The following is a 16,735-nucleotide window of genomic DNA, read 5'->3' as shown; positions in this document are numbered from 1 at the left end:
CGATACGATCTTATGTCGATTTTATTATTTGTGATAAATTTTGGAGTAATTAAATGAGTCTTCAATTTGTTTTCGGTGCCAGCGGTGCCGGAAAAACAGAATATATTTTACAGTATTTTTTAAAAGAAGCCCCTAAGGATCTCAGGAAGAACTGGTTCCTGATAGTTCCCGAACAGGACACTCTTGCCATGCAGAAGAGGATAACAGGACATCTCTTCAATAAGGGAAACGGGATCCTGAATATAGATGTTTTAAGCTTCAACAGACTTGCATACCGTGTATTTGAGGAACTGGATATCCCCATCAGTCAGATGGCTGTGATCGATGACATGGGAAAGGTCATGATACTTCGGTCTGTAACAGAAAAGATAAAGGACAAGCTTAAGCTTTATCAGAGGGAGCTTAACAAAGCTGGATTCCTTACTGAATTGAAATCCCAGATTTCGGAATTCTATCAGTACCGCATCACTCCTGAGATGGTAGATTCTGCCGCAGAGCATGCGGAATCCGTATACACAAAGAATAAGCTTCACGATCTTGCCCTTATCCTGGAGGGCTTTCAGGATTATATGACAGAGCATGGCTACCTCACACAGGAGGAGATACTGGATAAGCTCTACAGGAGCATGCCTGAATCAGAGCTTCTTAAAGGGGCTGTCGTTGCATTTGACGGATTCACCGGTTTTACACCGGTGCAGCTTGATATCATGGAGGAGATCCTTCCGACAGCCAAAGAGACACTGGTGACCTGCGATGTAAGCATTGACGCAAGGGAATCCATATATGATGAGCGCGGACCTGAGGATCTTTTCTATCTTTCGAGGCAGACCATAAAGAAGCTCACAAAGATGGCAAAACAGCTTGAGGTTGAGCTGATCCCCGAGATAGATGTAAATCGTTTCGACGCATGGACCGGAGAGGAGAGAGGAGCGGACAGACCTGCCTTCAGATTTGATACTCCACATGGTCATGCTCTAGACATTATAGAGAGAAGGATCTACAGGTTCGGTGGCAATGCAGGGAAAACAGAGGCTGGTTCAGCCCTCAGTATATGGGAGGCGGCGGATCAAAGGCAGGAGATCGAAGCCATAGCATCGGAAATAGAAGAGCTGGTCCGAAGCGGAAGGATGAGATACAAAGACGTAGGCATCATACTTACAAATCCCGAAAGCTACAGAGATATAGTGTATAAGGTGTTCTCTGAGGCGGGGATCCCTTATTTTTTTGATGACCCCGGGAGTCTCATGGATTCTCCTTATGCGGGCATACTATGCTCTGCTCTTGAGACCATAGATCAGAATTTCAGCTTTGATTCAGTCATAAGATATCTGAGATCATGTCCGAAGGAGGATCCCGAAGAGGAGCATGAGGTAGATATCATGGATAATTTCCTCCGTAAGACAGGTAAACGCGGAATCACGAAGTATGACAATGTCTGGACCGAAAGAGATGGCAGTGAAAGCGAGATGGAGTCTCTCCGTAAGAAGCTGTTCCGGCCATTGCTTTCCCTTTCCAAAAAAATTAAGAGTCGTGATACGGATGTTTCCGGTAAGGTACAGGCTCTGAAGGACTTTATGATAGAGTCCGAGGCAGAAGGATATGTCCTTTCTCTTACAGAAAGGCTTAGAGAAGATGGCGACCAGAATCGTGCGGAGTTCATAAAGGACAGTATATCGGAGGTTGATACGGTTCTTGACCAGATGTCAAAGCTTCTCGGGGATACACTTATTTCGGTAAGTGATTTCAGGGATATACTTGAGGCAGGACTTTCTGAGGCTTCTGTCAGGGTCATTCCGGCTACTATGGATCAGGTAGTCATTGGAGATCTGACCAGATCCCGTTTCTCTAATCCTCTTGTATTTTTCGTTGCCGGTATCACCTCCACGGAGGTTCCCAAGGCAGAGAGTGACCACAAGATAATCACTGACAGAGACAGGAAGCTGTTTTCAGAGATAGGAGCAGAGCTTGCTCCGGACCGCACCGAAGAAGCATTGATACAAAGATTCTACATATATAGAGCGCTTTTAAATCCATCTGAGAGACTTATACTCAGTTATCCAATGAAGGGAAGGGATGGAAAGGGAGTAAAGCCGTCGGGACTTATCGGGGATATCAAGGATATGTTCTCGGATTTTAAGATAAAGAAATTAAGAAGGCTTAAGCCAAAGATATTTACCCAAAAGGAAGCGGTGCGTTTTATCGCTTCGGAGCTCCCTGAAACTGTCGGTCAGCCTGTGACTGGGGGTTCGGAATATGAGAAGCTTCTTAGGTTACTTAGGCTTCTTTATGATGATGAGAATTACAGAAAGAAGACTCTGGATCTCATTTCCGCAGCATTTACACATTATGTTGATGCTGAGCTTGAGCCGGAAGTGGCAGACATGCTTTATGGAGACATGATAAGCGGTTCCATCACAAGGCTTGAAAGATTCGGTCAGTGTGCCTATGCCCATTTCCTTCAGTATGGACTGAAGCTTAGCGAAAGAGAGACCTTTGAGGTTCAGATGTTCGATATAGGAAATCTCTATCATTCGGCCATCGAGAAGAGCTTCAGGGATACATTTAACATGCATAAAAAACTGGAGGAGCTTGGCTCTGATGAGCTTAATGCGCTTGCTGAAAGCAGCGTCCGTGATGTGGCGGAGACCTACAATTACGGGATGCTTTTTGATACTGCCAGGAACCAGTATCTCATTCATAAGGCTGAAAGCATTACAAAGCTTACTCTCTGGGCGCTTTCAGAGCAGCTTAAGCATGGAGAGTTTTATGTGGATGGTATGGAAAAGCAGTTCGATTATGTGAGAAACGGACTGAGACTCAGGGGAAGGATAGACAGAGTTGATGTTGCGAGAGACGATGACCATGTATATGTGAAGATAATCGACTACAAATCCGGTAAAACCGCATTTGATCTCACTAAGATCTATAACGGTCTGCAGTTGCAGCTTGTGACTTATATGAGCTATGCCATGACGGATTACAGAAACAGAAATCAGAATAAGGAGGTGCTGCCTGCAGCCATGCTGTACTACAGGATTCAGGATCCGGTACTTGAGTATAAAGCTGAAAGAACCGCGGAGAATGCTGAAAAGGAGCTTCTAAAGGAGCTTAAGGTGGACGGACTTGTAAATTCTGAGCTTAATATAGTGAAAAAGCTTGATAAAGACATAGTGAAGGATTCGGAGGTTCTTCCGGTTACCATAAAGGGGGATGCCGTAGACCTCAGTAAAAAATATGTCGCTTCCACAAGTCAGTTTTCGGCTCTTGAAAAGTATGTCGATAAGCTCATGCAGCGTTTTGCCCGGGAAATAAAATGCGGAAGGATCTCGGTGGATCCCATGGATTTCGGTAAGAACAGCACAGCCTGTGATTACTGTCCTTATCACAGTATATGTAAATTTGACAGACGTATCGACGGATACAGATACAGGAAACAGATAATGATGAAACCCGAAGAAATTTGGAAAGAAATAATGCCGGAGGAGTCTCAGGATGAAGTGGACGGATGATCAGCAAAGGGTCATAGACCATAAATACGGAAATCTGCTGGTGGCTGCTGCTGCGGGCTCCGGCAAGACGGCGGTCCTCGTTGAACATGTGATATCCAGAATAATGGATAAGGATGATCCTCTGTCACTGGAACAGATGGTCATCATGACCTTCACGGATGCAGCGGCTCAGGAGATGAGAGAGCGAATAAAAGCAGCCATAGATAAAAAGCTTTCGGAGAACCCTTATGATGCGGGACTCATTCGTGAGGCCGGAAATATCCAGAATGCCAATATCTCGACCATTGACTCCTTCTGTAAGAGATTCATAACGGAAAACTATGCTGCTATAGATCTGGATCCGGGATTCAGAATGGGCGACAGCGGTGAGCTGAAACTTCTGAAGAGTGATGTGATCTCAGATCTTCTGGAGGAGCATTATGCTGTTCAGGAGGATGTGGATTTTCTGAATTTTGTGGATACTTTTTCCGGAGGAAAAGGGGACTCCGGAATCGAAGAGCTTATTCTCAGACTTCACGATTATGCCGAAGCCAATCCATGGCCCATGGAGTATCTTGACAATTGTATAGATCAGAACGAGGGAGAACATAACTGGAAAAGATTCTATCTTAATCAGCTCAAGGCGAGAGTCAGGGATGACGCGGCGAATATGGAATATGCATTATCCATCTGTGAGGATCCGGAGGGACCGGAGGTCTATATAGATGAGTTTACCGCGAATCTCAACGCTATAGATGCGATTTTTGAAGCCTCCGATATAGAGAGCTTTGCGGCCGCTGTAAAGTCGGTTAATGGTAGCTTTGGCAGACTAAAGGCTTCAAAGGCAGAGCTTAAGGATAAGGCGAAGGATATAAGAGATGCTGTTAAAAAGGATCTTAAGTCCATAGCCGAAGGAATAGTTATTCTGGATAAAGAAACAGAAGAGAAGATGGAGGCCGGTATACAGGCTGGTATAAAGGTGCTTGTGGGTCTCACAAGGGAATTCATCGGGAGATTTCAGGATGAGAAGATAAAACGTCATATGCTGGATTTTGGAGATCTGGAGCATAAGGCACTGGAGATCCTCTATACTGTGGATGAAGAGGGAAACAGGAGCTTTTCTCAGATCGCGGATGACTACGCTAAAAGGTATCGTGAGATACTTGTTGACGAATATCAGGATTCAAACTATGTACAGGAGGAGCTTATAGCCGCCCTTTCTTCCGAGCGCTTCGGAAGACCTGATGTTTTTCAGGTGGGAGATGTGAAGCAGTCAATTTACAGCTTTAGACAGGCAAGACCTGATCTTTTTCTCAGGAAATACAATGATGTGAATTATCCGACTATAGAACTGAGTAAGAATTTTCGAAGCAGAAATGAGGTCATAAGTGCGGCGAACGATGTGTTTAAACGTGTCATGATCGCTCCTGTGGGTGGAATTGATTACACAGAGAAGGCGGCTCTTCATTATGGATTCCCCGACGCGGAATATGATGATGCGCTGAAGTCTGAATACATGACTGAACTTCTCATCATGGAGAATGACAAGTCTCTTTCAAAGGAGCTTTTTGAAGGTGAGGAGCTGGCAAAGGAAGAGGCGGAAGCACGTCTCATAGCCCACCGTATACATGAGCTTCACGAAAGACAGGAAAAGACCCCGTACAGAGACATTGTCATACTGACACGCTCTCCGGGATCATGGGCTGACACCATCGTTGATGTGCTGAATGAAGAGGGAATACCTGCATACTGCACAAGCAATGAAGGATATTTCAACACCGTGGAGGTGGAGACTGTTCTGAGTCTCCTGAATGTCATAGATAACCCGCAGCAGGATATACCGCTTGCTGCCATCATGCATTCCGATATCTATAAGTTCACAGACGATGAGATGGCGGAGATAGTCAATGCAAGAGGCACTCTTCGCCCTGTATTTGATATACAAAACGGTAATGTAGGGGGGCAGGATGATTTGCCGTGTATCATTGTTTCCGAAGATTCGGAGTCTCGAAGCCTGAAGGAAAAGGATGAGGATACCTATGGAATATACAGTATATATGATGAAGAGAAGGCGGGAAGCAGTGAGCCGCTGAGTGAGGAGCTTGCGGATAAACTTCTGGATTTTTACAGAGATATAGAGAGATTCAGGCAGATGTCCCATTACCTATCTATACACGAGCTTCTTTACAGAATATATGATGAGACCGGCTACTACAACTATGTGACAGCCATGCCGTCAGGAAGCAGAAGAAAGGCTAATCTCGATGCACTGGTGGATATGGCTCTGTCCTTTGAGAAGACCTCATACAAGGGACTTTTTGACTATATCAGGTATATAGAGAAGCTGAAGAAATATGATGATGATCAGGGAGAAGCCTCTATCTATTCCGATCAGGATGATCTCGTCAGAGTCATGTCCATACATAAATCAAAGGGACTTCAGTTTCCGGTAGTTTTTCTGTCAGGAATGGGGCGAAAGTTCAACAAGCAGGATCTCAATGCAAAGATACTTATAGATTCCGAATATGGTATAGGCTGTAACTACATTGACTTGGAAAATAAGGTTAAGATTCCGTCGTTGAAGAGAGCGGCCATAAAGGAAAAGCTGGAAACAGATCAGCTGGGAGAAGAACTTCGTGTTCTTTATGTAGCCATGACAAGAGCGGTTCACAAGCTTATACTTACAGCCACTGTAAATGATGCGGAGAAGATTCTGGAAAAGTTCAGTGATGCGGAAACAGAACTCAGCAGTACGACGGTCAGGAATGCTTCAAATTACCTTGACTGGATAGTTATGGCTGAAGGAAGGATGAAGCTGGAAGGCAGCAGTGAGGGAAGAAACATTGCCGATCCTATCACTGTTAAGACCTATACTCTCGCGGATATAAAGAGGAGCATGAATGAAAGGGATGAAAGCCTCAAGGAGCAGCAGGAGGCCCTGATACGGCAGATCATGGAGCTTGAGACCGATGATGAGCTGTACAGAAGAGAACTTCATAAATTCTCATATGAATATGCTCATCAGGATGCAGTAGGACTTTATCCGAAGCATTCTGTTTCCGAGCTCAAGGAAGCTGAGATCGAGAAGTTTGAAGAGGTGAGACAGTCTAAGGAGGCAGCACCTTGGATGATAACGGCAGATCATTCCGATACGGAAGGGCTTTCCGGCAATGTTTACGCATCTCAGCAGTCATCCGAAGGCAGGGACAGCGTAGAGGGCGCCGTGATCGGTGATGCCTACCACCATGCCTTTGAAAAGTATGATTATGAGGATGCCCCCGAGAGATTTATGCATCAGCTTAAAGAGAAGCTTCCAGAGGCAGAGTATAAGCTTTTGAAGGAGGAACGGTTCAGAGCTTTCCTGAACAGCGATCTTGCGGAACGTTTCAGAAAAGCTCAACAAAACGGAATGCTTTTCAGAGAGAAGCATTTTATGCTGAATCTTCCCCACAATGAATTGTTCGGCACAGGAACTGTTACCGAGCATATATTGCTTCAGGGAATCATCGATGCGTTTTTTATAGAGGATGATGAGATAGTCCTTGTTGACTATAAGACTGACCGTGTAAAATCGGCAGATATTCTTATAGGAAGATATAAAAAGCAGCTGGAGCTTTACGGAAAGGCGCTGGAGTCCATCACCGGTAAAAGGGTGAAGGAAAGGTTGATATATTCGGTTATTCTCGGGAAGAGTATACCGGTGTAATGGGGATATATTATCCTGTCTTAGACTGAAGATATCGGATCGCTTAACGTTATACTTGTAATTTAAAAGAAAAACCACGTTATTGAGTCCCGGTCGGATTCGATAGCGTGGTTTTTTACTTTATTAAAGCATCTTAAGCGGATTTCCATTAAGCTGCTTCAGGATGCTATTTTCAATTATGCCTCAGGCTGAGATTCGTCGTTCTTTGCGATGATGATCTCATTAGCATATGGAAGTGATTCGATCCACTCGCAGAAGGTGTGCCACTCCTGAAGCTTATGATTACGGCGTGCAAAGTAGATATTGATGAGAGTCTCGTAGTTGAGGGTTACTGTTCTCATCTGATTGTAGGACTCGGGAATCATCTGGATGAGATCATACCAGTCTTCCTTGTTCTTTCCTTCTTCCATGTAACGCTGACGGATCTTCTCGATCTCAGCGATGTAATCCTTCATGATCTTTTCTGCATCCGGTGTAAGGTGATCGTGGGAAAAGTCATCGTACTCGATAGGTTTGCTGTGGATCTTGTGCATGGTAGAAGTCGAGTTCGCAACGGTGGCTACTTTATATGTGTCATACTCCTTCCACCAGTAGATAGGAGCTGTGATGTCACAGCATACCATGATCATACGAACGTATTTACGGTGGTCAGAACCGGCAATACGGAGACGCTTCGCAAGTGAAAGGTCATTAGGACCAAGGATATAATTTCCGTCCTCATCATAGGAACTGTCTGAACGTGCCCATGAGTTAAGTGGATTGCGGGCTCCCCTCATGGCATTTTCGAGATTCATAACAGAAGTTCTTTCGATTTTAAGCATATATACCTCTTTCTATATTTATTAAATTAAAAAGCATAATTTATCACCGACTATTGTATCAGATTTGTCAAGGAGAAACATTAACAAAAAGAATGGTTAAAATTTTATCAAAGTTTCAGGCTTTTGTATTGTTACCGGTCACAGGCAGTGATATAATGTTGAAGAACGTTAAAAAAATAACGATTGGCGTTGAGGTTTGAATATAGATTGCCAACCGGGCACTAAAAGACTAAAGGAGATTGTGATATGGCAAGATTTTGTTTACCAAGAGATGTATATCATGGCAAGGGATCATTAGCAGAGCTCAAGAATTTTAAGGGAAAGAGAGCTATGATCTGTGTAGGCGGCGGTTCCATGAAGAAATTTGGCTTCCTTCAGAAGGCAGAGGATTATCTCAAAGAGGCAGGATTTGAGGTAGAGATCTTTGAGGGTATCGAGTCAGACCCTTCTGTTGAGACAGTAATGAAGGGCGCAGTAGCCATGGCAGAGTTCAAGCCTGACTGGATAGTTGCAATCGGCGGCGGATCACCGATCGATGCAGCAAAGGCCATGTGGATCAAGTACGAGTATCCTGACTGCACATTTGAAGACATGTGCAAGGTATTCGGTATTCCTGAACTTCGTCGTAAGGCACATTTCTGCGCAGTATCTTCAACTTCAGGTACAGCAACTGAAGTAACAGCATTCTCAATCATCACTAACTATCAGAATGGTGTTAAATATCCTATCGCTGATTTTGAGATCACACCTGATGTTGCCATCGTAGACCCTGAGCTTGCAGAGACCATGCCTAAGAAGCTGGTTGCTCACACTGGTATGGATGCTATGACACATGCTGTTGAAGCATATGTTTCTACAGCAAACTGTGATTTTACAGATCCTCTTGCTATTCATGCCATCGAGATGATCCAGGAAAATCTCGTTAAGTCATACAATGAGGATATGGCAGCACGTGATGCTATGCACAATGCCCAGTGCCTTGCAGGTATGGCCTTCTCCAACGCACTTCTCGGAATCGTTCATTCCATGGCTCATAAGACAGGCGCTGCATTTGCTGATTACGGTGCACACATCATCCATGGTGCTGCCAATGCCATGTACCTTCCAAAGGTAATTGCATTCAACGCAAAGGATGAGACAGCAAAGAAGAGATATGGGGTGATCGCAGACTATATGCACCTTGGTGGCTCCAATGATGACGAGAAGGTTGAGCTTCTTATCAAGTATCTCCGCAAGATGAATGATGATATGAACATTCCTCACTGCATTAAGAACTATGGCAAGGATTCATATCCAACAGAGCAGGGATTCGTTCCTGAAGAGGTATTCCTCGAGAGACTTCCTAAGATCGCAGAGCTTGCTATCGGCGATGCATGTACAGGCTCCAATCCTCGTCAGCCGAGCCAGGAGGAGATGGAAAAGCTGCTTAAGTGCTGCTACTATGATACAGAAGTTGATTTCTGAATTTATTGAGACCTGAAAAATAGAACTATCATACATAAAAATAAAAAAGGGTTGCCGCCGAAAAAGCGGTAACCCTTTTGTGATATTTAGGTATAAAACGATTTACGTTGAAATGCGCAGGCATTATGCAAAACCGGATTAAGTTAACATCCCGGCCATAGAAAGCGGCAATGGAAAAATTACATGCTTCAGATCAAAACCGGAAGGAAAAGCTCCGCAAGACCAAGGAAAATGAAAAATCCCAAAACGTCTGTTGCGGTGGTTACAAATATACTTGAAGCAAGTGCGGGGTCTGCATGCATCTTATCAAGGATCAAAGGCACTAGGAAACCGAAAATACCGGAGACTATGAGGTTTCCTATCATGGCAAGGAAGATGATGAGTCCGAGGAAAGCATTGCCATAAACCAGTGAAACTATAATTCCGGTCACAAGTCCGGTGGCTGCGCCATCTACTACTCCGAGTAATATCTCTTTGACAAAAGACTTCCAGTTTTCCTTGAAATCCACGTCTCCGTTTGAAAGCTCACGAACCATGATGGACATGGTCTGTGTACCTGCATTGCCGCCCATACCGGAAACTATGGTCATGGTGGCGGATAATGCTACGACCTGAGCTATGGTGGATTCAAAAATCTTTACAGTAAAAGATGCAAGGAATGCTGTGAGAAGATTCACAAGCAGCCATGGGAGACGTAAACGTGCGGATTCCCAAAGAGTGGTATCGAGACCTTCCTCTGCTGATGTACCTCCCAAGTGAGCGATATCCTCATCATGCTCTTCATTGATTACATCGATGATATCATCGACAGTGATGATTCCAAGTATGGAACCCTTGCTGGAAACTACAGGAATGGCCTGTAAGTCGTACTTTGATACGACCTGTGCAACCTCTTCCTGATCGACCTCGGGTTCGACTGAGACCACCTGGTCATCCATGATGTCCAAAAGCTTGGTATTACGTGGTGAACTGAGAAGATCACGAAGATCGACTGTTCCAACCAGTTTTTTCAGGCGATCCTCATCGGTTACATAGATGGTCTCGATAACTTCGGTTTTTGGACCGATATCACGTATGGTATCCAGTGCCTCTGCGCAGGTTCTGTCCTCACGGAGAGCGATATACTCAGTAGTCATGATACCGCCGGCACTGTCATCCGGATACTGTAAGAGAGTATGAATGATCTTACGATCGCCGGACTTCATGCGATTCAGAAGGCGCTTTCGTCTGGCTATTTCCATCTCGCCAAGGATATCAACGATATCATCCTTGGACATCTCTTCGAACATTTCGAGAAGTGTGTCATCTGAAAGATGATCACCGATACGCTGACGGGTTTCGTCGTCAGCCTCCTCCATGATCTCGGTCAGCTGTTCTGTGTTGAGGAATTCAGGAAGCTTTTCGATATCCTCGTCATCCAGATCATCGATCTCTTCAACGAAGTCTGCGGTCTGCATGTCTTCGTAGTAATCACTGATGTCTTTTTTATTACCTTCGTCGATGAGGTCTTCGAGCTCGTCCTCGTCTTCTTCATCCTCGTCAGAGGATTTTGAATCATCAAAATCGTCTGAATCAGTATGGATAAGATTTCGTTCATCATTATCCTTTTTGTTTTCATCCGGAATAGATTCGAAAAGATCAGTAAGATTGGGTCTTGATTCCTCCGGAATTTCCGGCTCTTCATCCTCATCATCTTCATCCGGAATATCATTTCGACGTTTGTTCTGTCGTGATCCAGAAGATGAGTTGTCGTTATTCGTCAGATTATCGGTCTTTTTTGCCTCGCTACTGATTGAATCGGTAGTTGTATTAATATCATCAGTTGAAACAGGCTTTCCCGCTTCTGTTGTTTCCTGACTTAAAACAAGAGTTTCATCCTGCTTCTTCAGTTCATCCATGGCGTACCTCCTGCTGAAATTATTCTGGCGTCATAGCGCGAAAGATAATTGTAAAGCCGAAAAATGAAAATCGCAACTATTTTTAACATATATATTGTAGGAACTTTATTTTGGATTGCCAACAGTTTTTTGTTAAATTCGGGATAATTTTGAATAATTTAATTATGGTATCTGCACAGTGTATACATATTTTTTTTACAATATTTGGCAATATCCTCTGATGATTGTTAAAAATTTATTGTTCATGAAGTTCAAAATGTTTATAATTGTAGCTGATTGCAAATCGGATTTAGGAATAGAGTCTTTGCGCCTAAAGATCCTTGCAAATTTCGATGAATATCATGGAGGAGATCATGTACGAAATCACTAAAGTAGAGCACTTAGTTGATAAGGATTGGCTCATGGTTGTTAAAGCACCTTTTGTTGCCAAGAAATGCGAACCCGGTCAGTTTTTGATTGTAAAGCTCGGTGAGCTTGGAGAGAGAATTCCGCTTACCATCGCTGACTATGATAGAGAAGAAGAAACTATCACTATCGTTTTCCAGGTAGTCGGAGCTTCTACAGAGAAGATGAGCAAACTCAAGGCCGGAGATTGCTTTACAGATGTTGTTGGACCTCTCGGAAAGCCATCAGAGATGATAGATACTCCGATTGATGAGCTCAAGAAGCAGTCCATTATTTTTATAGCCGGTGGTGTAGGAGCAGCACCTGTATATCCTCAGGTAAAGTGGCTTCATGCCCATGGTATCGAGGCTGACGTAATCCTCGGAGCAAGAAGCAAAGACCTTCTGATCATGGAGGATGATCTTCGTAAGGTTGCTGCCAATGTTTATGTATGTACTGATGATGGCTCCTATGGAGACAAGGGCGTCGTTACAGACATACTCAAGAAGCTTGTTAACGAGCAGGGCAAAAAGTACACTCAGTGTATTGCCATCGGACCTGTTATCATGATGAAGTTTGCCTGCCTCACAACAAAGGATCTTGGCATTCCTACTATCGTATCCATGAACCCTATAATGATTGACGGAACAGGTATGTGCGGAGCATGCAGACTTGTTGTTGGCGATCAGGTTAAGTTCGCCTGTGTTGACGGACCTGAGTTTGACGGACACCTTGTAGACTTTGACCTCGCTATGAAGCGTCAGAGACAGTACAAGGATGAAGAAGGCAGAGCGATGCTGGCACTTCAGGAGGGTGCTACACACTCCGGCGGATGCGAAGCAGATAAATGATCGGGGAGGCACAAGATGAATAATTCTATGACAAGAGTTCCTGTTCGTGAGCAGGATGCGAAGGTAAGAGCTACAAACTTTGATGAAGTTTGTCTTGGATACAATGATGAGGAAGCAGTTCTTGAGGCTGAAAGATGTCTTAACTGTAAGAATCCGCTTTGTATGAAGGGATGTCCGGTTTCTATTCACATTCCTGATTTCATTACAAAGATCAAGGAGAAGGATATCGCAGGTGCTGCTGATGTTATCGCACTGTCATCTGCTCTTCCTGCGGTTTGCGGACGTGTTTGCCCTCAGGAGACACAGTGTGAAGGTAAGTGCGTAAGAGGCATCAAGGGCGAGGCAGTTTCTATAGGTAAGCTGGAGAGATATGTTGCAGACTGGGCAAGAGAGCATGATTATGTTGCTGCCAAGGCAGGAGAGCCAAATGGTAAGAAGGTTGCTGTTATCGGATCCGGTCCTTCAGGTCTTACATGTGCAGGTGATCTTGCAAAGCTTGGATATGATGTAACCATCTTTGAGGCATTCCATCAGCCGGGCGGTGTTCTTGTTTACGGTATCCCTGAGTTCCGTCTTCCTAAGGACAGAGTAGTACGTCCTGAGATCGAGAATGTTAAGAAGCTTGGAGTTAAGATCGATACCAATGTTATCGTTGGACGTTCTCTCACAATCGATGATCTTCTTAACGATGAAGGTTTTGATGCGGTATTCGTAGGATCCGGAGCAGGACTTCCCAGATTTATGAACATTCCAGGTGAGTCAGCAAACGGTGTTTATTCGGCAAATGAGTTCCTTACACGTAACAATCTCATGAAGGCATTCCGTGAGGATGCAGACACACCTATCAAGGTTGGTAAGAAGGTTGTTGTAGTTGGTGGCGGTAATGTTGCCATGGATGCTGCAAGAACAGCCCTTCGTCTTGGCGCAGAGGTACATGTTGTATACAGACGTTCCGAGGAAGAGCTTCCTGCAAGAGTAGAGGAAGTTCACCATGCCAAGGAAGAAGGCATTATCTTTGATCTTCTTCAGAATCCGGTTGAGATCTATGTTGATGAGAATGACTGGGTAAAGGGCATGAAGATTCAGAGAATGAAGCTTGGTGAGCCTGATGCTTCAGGACGTAGGAGACCTGAGGAGATTCCAGGAGATGTGTATGATCTTGACTGTGATATGGTCATCATGTCACTCGGAACATCCCCTAACCCTCTTATCAAGCAGACTACAGAAGGTCTTGATACAAACAAGCATGGCTGTATCATTGCCAAGGAAGAGAATGGACAGACATCAAAGACTGCAGTATTTGCAGGTGGAGATGCTGTTACAGGTGCAGCTACAGTTATTCTTGCAATGGGTGCAGGTAAGGCTGCCGCAAAGGGAATTGATGATTTTCTTAATGGAAGAGCCTGAATTATCAGATATAAAGTGCTAAATGTGGTTGGAACGTGATAGCCGGGAGAGATCCGGGATCGGTTTCATACATTTAAATCATATGGATATGTTTGTGGAAAAGAACTGTTGCAGTTGCGACAGTTCTTTTTTGCGATAATGCCTGTATTCATATGAATGGCTGGGTGGATTTCATGATTTTACAAATATATCGGGTTATCTGTTATTTTTTTGGACAAAAATGACGAAGTATCTCCTACGGAGTTTTGATTGAGGAGAAAGTATCAATTAATGAAAAGTGATTTTTTCAATGGACTCTTTAATCTTGCAAAGGCGTGCAGAGGTTTTTTTGAGAGGAAAAAGAGATGGAAAAGAATACGGCTACTCGAGGTATTAATTCACTGAAGTTCACTATCGTTGTTTTGCTTTTGGCTACAGCTTTGCTAACAGCTATAGGAATAGCTGTTTTTTCTGTGCATGGCACAATTGTAAATACCTATGATCAGGTCGCAGCCTACAGAAGCAGACTTGAACAGGATGTTATGCAGAAACTCAAGCAGGAAACGGAAATAGCTATAAGTGTAATCGACAGGATTCATCAGGATGAGCTGGCAGGTAAATATACTGAAGAAGAGGCAAAGAAGCTGGCGGCTGATCTGGTGCGTGATATGAGATATGATGACGGAGCCGGATATTTCTGGATCGATACCTATGAGGGTATCAATGTGGTTCTTCTGGGAAGAGATACAGAGGGTCAGTCAAGATGGGAATCTGTTGATCCGAATGGAACTTATTTCATTCAGGAAATGATAAAGAACGGAATGCAGGATGGAGGAGGATTTACTGATCTCCAGTTCGCAAAGCCTAATGAGACTGTGCCACTTCCGAAGAAGAATTATACCTGCGCCTATGAACCTTATCAGTGGGTGCTTGGAACAGGTGTATGGATAGATGATCTTGATGAAGCTGAGGAAATGTATGTTTCAAAAGCCCATGAGGCAATGAATAAGATCGTTATAAATATGATCATCTTTATTCTTTGCTGGTTTGTAGTTCTCTTTGTTATTTCAGCTATGCTGGGTACATGGATCATAACACCTATCAGAAAGGTCACATCGGCAGCCGAAAGTATTGCTGCAGGCGATTTTGATGTAAAACTGGATGTTAAGGCTAAAAATGAGGTAGGCGTTCTGGCAGAGGCTTTTAAGCATACTATAAAACAGATGAACAATTATCAGGGTTACATTGATGAAATTTCTGATGCATTGTCCGAAGTGTCCAAGGGTAATCTGAATGTTCGTCTTCAGAGAGAGTATGTAGGACAGTTCGCAAAGCTTAAGAGTAATATGGAACAGGTTCTGACGAATCTTAATTCTACTCTTGGAGGAATCAATGATGCTGCTGACAATGTAAGCAGAGGAGCTGAACAGGTTTCTTCAGGAGCTCAGGCGCTGGCACAGGGTGCAACTGAGCAGGCATCCTCTATCGAAGAGCTTTCTGCAAATATGAACGATATATCCTCCAAGGTTGATGATACTGCCAATATGTCAATGCAGGCTCTTGCACTGTCAAACAAGGTTGGAGAAGATATGGTCACAAGTAACGGAAAGATGCATGAGATGTCCCGGGCTATGGAAGAGATCGTTGAAAGATCCAATGAGATTTCCAAGATCATCAAGACCATTGATGATATCGCTTTCCAGACCAATATCCTTTCTCTCAATGCTGCCATCGAAGCTGCACGAGCAGGTCAGGCTGGAAAAGGCTTTGCTGTAGTTGCTGACGAAGTTGGTAACCTTGCAAAGAAGTCTCAGGAAGCTGCGCAGAATACAGCGCTTCTAATCGAACAGACTATTGAAGCGGTTCAGAAGGGCGGAGAGATTTCCGCAGATACAGCTCAGGCTCTTGAATCAGTTTCAAACGGAGCAAAGCAGATCACAAGTCTGGTTGAGGAAATCTCAACTGCTTCTGCTGAGCAGGCTAACGGTATCAAGCAGGTTACTGAAGGAATTGATCAGATATCATCTGTAGTTCAGACCAATGCAGCTACAGCACAGCAGAGTGCAGCTGCAAGTGAAGAAATGACAAGAATGGCTAAGAGTCTTTCTGGAGAGGTTGGCAAATTCAATCTGAGATGATATCGCTATTCTGATCATAAGCGCGAAGAGAATGGTATTGAGATCACTTCGGAAATCGGAATCCCGCTTCCGAAGTGATTTTTTGTCTGTCGGAAAAAGAGATGGAAAATATTTTGAAAAAGTGTTTGACAATCAAAAACGAAATTGATATAGTGTACAAGCTGTCAGCGAGAGCTAAACAACAGTTCTCCTGAAAAGCACATAAAGAACCTTGAAAATCAAAGATCGATTAATACACAGACCCTGAAGATTCTAAGAAATTTGAATTTTTCAGCGACCAAAGAGGTCAAGCGAATTTATTCGCAGTAAAGAATAACGGACAGAACAAGCTAAGCTAGTGAGTTCTGAACGGGATGAACTTAAAGAGAGAAATCTCTTAACATGAAATCAGAGAAAATGCCATTTGAATGCGCTTTGCGCAGGCATTTTCGTTTGATTTCGGCTAAAGCCGAAACCAGCCTCGCCGGCTGGGCGGCATCCGAATTTCCTTCGGAAACACGGATATAAGATGAGAGTTCGATCCTGGCTCAGGATGAACGCTGGCGGCGTGCCTAACACATGCAAGTCGAACGAGCGAGAGATGAAACCTAGTGATTCTC

General features: G+C 44.0%; 8 protein-coding genes and 1 rRNA gene. 7 read left to right on the top strand and 2 right to left on the bottom strand.

What is annotated here, in order from left to right:
- Positions 1 to 53 precede the first annotated feature (53 nt).
- Both BXO88_RS01475 and BXO88_RS01470 read left to right on the top strand, forming a co-directional pair.
- Positions 54 to 3,509, top strand: a complete 3,456-nt coding sequence (locus tag BXO88_RS01475) for a PD-(D/E)XK nuclease family protein (protein ID WP_078036014.1) — start codon at positions 54 to 56, stop codon at positions 3,507 to 3,509.
- Positions 3,493 to 7,194 (top strand): UvrD-helicase domain-containing protein, encoded by a 3,702-nt coding sequence (locus tag BXO88_RS01470; RefSeq protein WP_078036013.1) that lies wholly within the window; start codon positions 3,493 to 3,495, stop codon positions 7,192 to 7,194. Before BXO88_RS01475 ends, BXO88_RS01470 begins: the two co-directional genes overlap by 17 nt.
- Positions 7,195 to 7,370: 176 nt before the next feature.
- Here the strand turns inward: BXO88_RS01470 and BXO88_RS01465 are convergent, their stop codons facing one another.
- The gene (locus BXO88_RS01465; RefSeq protein ID WP_078036012.1) at positions 7,371 to 8,015 is read right to left on the bottom strand and encodes a hypothetical protein; all 645 of its coding nucleotides are present in this window, start codon (positions 8,013 to 8,015) and stop codon (positions 7,371 to 7,373) included.
- 246 nt (positions 8,016 to 8,261) lie between these two features.
- Here BXO88_RS01465 and BXO88_RS01460 point away from each other — a divergent pair, with 246 nt between their 5' ends.
- The gene (locus BXO88_RS01460) at positions 8,262 to 9,479 is read left to right on the top strand and encodes an iron-containing alcohol dehydrogenase (RefSeq protein WP_078036011.1); all 1,218 of its coding nucleotides are present in this window, start codon (positions 8,262 to 8,264) and stop codon (positions 9,477 to 9,479) included.
- 188 nt (positions 9,480 to 9,667) lie between these two features.
- Here the strand turns inward: BXO88_RS01460 and mgtE are convergent, their stop codons facing one another.
- A complete protein-coding gene (mgtE, locus tag BXO88_RS01455) occupies positions 9,668 to 11,377 on the bottom strand; it encodes a magnesium transporter (RefSeq protein WP_078036010.1) in 1,710 nt (569 codons plus the stop codon).
- Positions 11,378 to 11,730: 353 nt separating this feature from the next.
- Between mgtE and BXO88_RS01450 the strand changes: the two genes are divergently transcribed.
- The 4 genes from BXO88_RS01450 to BXO88_RS16675 form a co-directional block, all read left to right on the top strand.
- A complete protein-coding gene (locus BXO88_RS01450) occupies positions 11,731 to 12,612 on the top strand; it encodes a sulfide/dihydroorotate dehydrogenase-like FAD/NAD-binding protein (protein WP_078036009.1) in 882 nt (293 codons plus the stop codon).
- Positions 12,613 to 12,627: 15 nt separating this feature from the next.
- A complete protein-coding gene (gltA, locus tag BXO88_RS01445; protein ID WP_078036008.1) occupies positions 12,628 to 14,019 on the top strand; it encodes an NADPH-dependent glutamate synthase in 1,392 nt (463 codons plus the stop codon).
- Between the two features lie 344 nt (positions 14,020 to 14,363).
- Positions 14,364 to 16,136, top strand: a complete 1,773-nt coding sequence (locus tag BXO88_RS01440; protein WP_078036007.1) for a methyl-accepting chemotaxis protein — start codon at positions 14,364 to 14,366, stop codon at positions 16,134 to 16,136.
- Positions 16,137 to 16,640: 504 nt separating this feature from the next.
- Positions 16,641 to 16,735 (top strand): 16S ribosomal RNA (locus BXO88_RS16675); the annotation flags it as partial.

Origin of the sequence: Oribacterium sp. C9 (assembly GCF_002007235.1) — a bacterium.
GTDB lineage: Bacteria > Bacillota > Clostridia > Lachnospirales > Lachnospiraceae > Oribacterium.
This window is presented reverse-complemented; position numbering and strand designations above follow the sequence as displayed.

Coding starts and splice junctions, on each gene's coding strand:
- BXO88_RS01475 (WP_078036014.1), top strand. CDS start 54: ATGAGTCTTCAATTTGTTTTCGGTGCCAGCGGTGCCGGAAAAACAGAA.
- BXO88_RS01470 (WP_078036013.1), top strand. CDS start 3,493: ATGAAGTGGACGGATGATCAGCAAAGGGTCATAGACCATAAATACGGA.
- BXO88_RS01465 (WP_078036012.1), bottom strand. CDS start 8,015: ATGCTTAAAATCGAAAGAACTTCTGTTATGAATCTCGAAAATGCCATG.
- BXO88_RS01460 (WP_078036011.1), top strand. CDS start 8,262: ATGGCAAGATTTTGTTTACCAAGAGATGTATATCATGGCAAGGGATCA.
- mgtE (WP_078036010.1), bottom strand. CDS start 11,377: ATGGATGAACTGAAGAAGCAGGATGAAACTCTTGTTTTAAGTCAGGAA.
- BXO88_RS01450 (WP_078036009.1), top strand. CDS start 11,731: ATGTACGAAATCACTAAAGTAGAGCACTTAGTTGATAAGGATTGGCTC.
- gltA (WP_078036008.1), top strand. CDS start 12,628: ATGAATAATTCTATGACAAGAGTTCCTGTTCGTGAGCAGGATGCGAAG.
- BXO88_RS01440 (WP_078036007.1), top strand. CDS start 14,364: ATGGAAAAGAATACGGCTACTCGAGGTATTAATTCACTGAAGTTCACT.